Raw genomic sequence first — 2,322 nt, forward strand, 5'->3', positions numbered from 1 at the left:
TGACCCGCCACCCATTCTGGCCCGACGCGAACCCGCTCGGCAACCGCATTCCTATGCTGCTCGGCAATACGCATGACGAGACACGTGCGTTCATCGGCATCGATTCGCCAAAGGTTCGCGGGCTCGACTGGAGCAACGTCGCGACGCGAATGGCACCCGAGCTACGGATCGACATCCTGCCCGAATGGGTGGTGGCTCAGTACCGCGCGCAGTATCCGGATTGGTCGCCGACCGACGTCTTCTACGGAGCGACGACCGCCGGCCGCAGCTGGCGCGGCCAGGTCATCGAAGCCGAGGCTCGCGCCGACGCGAAGGCGCCGGCCTGGGTCTACCAAGTGGATTTCGCATCGCGGACCGAGCCTCGACGCGGGGCGATGCACACGATGGACATCCCCCTGGTGTTCGGCACGCTGGGTGCAGAGGGATCGCAGACGGGCACGGCAGCGGATGCGCGCGCGGCATCGAAGGCAATGCAGGACAGCTTCGTCGCGTTTGCGGTCACCGGGAATCCCAACCATGCGGGTGCGCCGAAATGGCCGATCTACGATCGTGCAGCGCGATCGACGATGATCTTCGACGCGCGGTCTCGGGTCGAGGCCGATCCACGCTGTTGGGAACGCGAGCTGTTTGCGCGCGTGCCGTACATACAGCCGGGGACCTGACGCTATTTGCGGGGGATCGGATAGGCGATGATCAGGACGAGCGGACCGGCGCCGGTTTGGCGGATGCCGACCGTCTCGCCATCGAACAGATAGGCCGTCATGCCAGTCCGCAGGTCTTGCGTAGCCCCGCCGGAAGAGACCGCGCCGGCGCCAGATACGACATAGTAGACCTCGTCGTGCGCGATCCGGTGCAGTCCGATCGCGCTGCCTGAGTGCAGGATGCGTTTGCGGAACTCCATCGTCCGGCCGGTCACTCCGTCGCTGATCCGGTAGGCGGTGCTGGATCCGATTGCACCGTGTGGCGTGGGCTCCTCGCGCATCGTTGCCGCCTCGTCGACGATGACCATCGCGCGGGACGCAGGTTTCTGGGCAGCACTCGCCGCGCAGAGGAAAGCGCTGATCGCGATGGCTGTGATTGCTGCCCGTGACATCCATGCATCTCCTGTTTCGTACGATGTGGGACGCGGCATGTTGACACGTCAAAATTCATGCGACATTGTTCTGACACCGGTTACCTAGGCACGCAAGGGACGGGGGAAGGACCTGCAAGAGCTGGCCTTTCGGGAGAGGATCGGGTGTCCCCGTCGCACGATACGGGTCCAACTCTCCAAAACAGTCAGGTCGGCGGCGCAATGACGACACGTCGACCGCGCAACCGGTGTCATCGGCAACGGCCGAATGGGGAGTGGAAGCAATGGAAGTTCAAGCATCGGCAGCGATTCGGCGAATGGGCTGGCTTGGCGGCGTGTCCGCCGGCAGTTTGGTCCTCGCGCTCGTACTGCCTTCGATCGCATCGGCGCAGGCCGCACAGATTCCCAACAGCGTGACGCCAGGAACGCCTGCACAGGTCGATCCGTCGCCCGCGCAGACCGCGGTCGTGCCACAGGGCGACGTAGCCGATCCCGCAGCAACGACTGCACCGCAGACCGGACCTGAAACGGTGCCCGCCGAAGGCCAGACCGCGGAGATTGTCGTCACGGGCTTTCGCAAATCGCTCGACGCGGCGCTCAACGTGAAGCGCCAATCGGTTTCGGCGGTCGACGCAATCGTCGCCGAGGACATTGCCAAGTTTCCCGACCAGAACCTCGCTGAATCACTGCAGCGCATTCCCGGCATCTCGATCCAGCGTGACGCGGGCGAGGGGCGCGCGATCACCGTTCGCGGCCTGGGCGCTCAGTTCACTCGCGTTCGGGTCAACGGCATGGAGACGGTCGCCACCTCGACCGACGGCGCGAGTTCGAATCGCGATCGTGCGTTCGATTTCAACGTTTTCGCGTCCGAGCTGTTCAATTCGATCGTGGTGCACAAGACCGCCGAGGCCTCGCTCGACGAAGGCTCACTCGGCGCGGTGGTCGATCTGAACACGGGCAACCCGCTCGGCGGCAAGATCGGCTTCACCGCGGTCGGCTCCGCGCAGGCGAGCTACAATGATCTCAGCAAGAATTTCGGACCGCGCCTCGCTGGGTTGCTGTCGTGGAAGTCGGCTGACGGGACGTTCGGCGTTTCGGCGTCGGCAGCGTATTCGAAGACAAACAATTTTCAGCTCGGTAACAACAGCGTGCGCTGGGCGCAGGGCGTGTTCAACGCCGGGTTCAACGCCGCGTCGCGGTTGCCGGGCAAGACGCTCGCACAGATCAACGATCCGAACCCCGTAACCGGG

Annotated in this window: 3 protein-coding genes; 2 read left to right on the top strand and 1 reads right to left on the bottom strand. The window is 64.5% G+C overall.

Going from position 1 to position 2,322, the window contains the following annotated elements; genetic code table 11:
* Nucleotides 1-662: carboxylesterase family protein (locus sphst_RS11310; protein WP_159043588.1), on the top strand; the 662-nt coding region annotated here is incomplete at its 5' end.
* Between the two features lie 2 nt (nucleotides 663-664).
* On the opposite strand, the gene sphst_RS11315 is transcribed toward sphst_RS11310, so the two are convergent.
* Nucleotides 665-1,009: a cupin domain-containing protein gene (locus sphst_RS11315; protein ID WP_107045553.1), complete on the bottom strand. Its 345-nt coding sequence runs from the start codon at nucleotides 1,007-1,009 to the stop codon at nucleotides 665-667.
* A 380-nt stretch (nucleotides 1,010-1,389) separates the two neighbouring features.
* Between sphst_RS11315 and sphst_RS11320 the strand changes: the two genes are divergently transcribed.
* Nucleotides 1,390-2,322: TonB-dependent receptor plug domain-containing protein (locus sphst_RS11320; protein ID WP_234387591.1), on the top strand; the 933-nt coding region annotated here is incomplete at its 3' end.

Origin of the sequence: Sphingomonas sp. STIS6.2 (assembly GCF_000732685.2) — a bacterium.
GTDB lineage: Bacteria > Pseudomonadota > Alphaproteobacteria > Sphingomonadales > Sphingomonadaceae > Sphingomonas > Sphingomonas aerolata.

What these genes read in the sequence shown, in the direction of transcription:
- sphst_RS11315 (WP_107045553.1), bottom strand. Translation starts at nt 1,009, where the DNA reads ATGGTCATCGTCGACGAGGCGGCAACGATGCGCGAGGAGCCCACGCCA.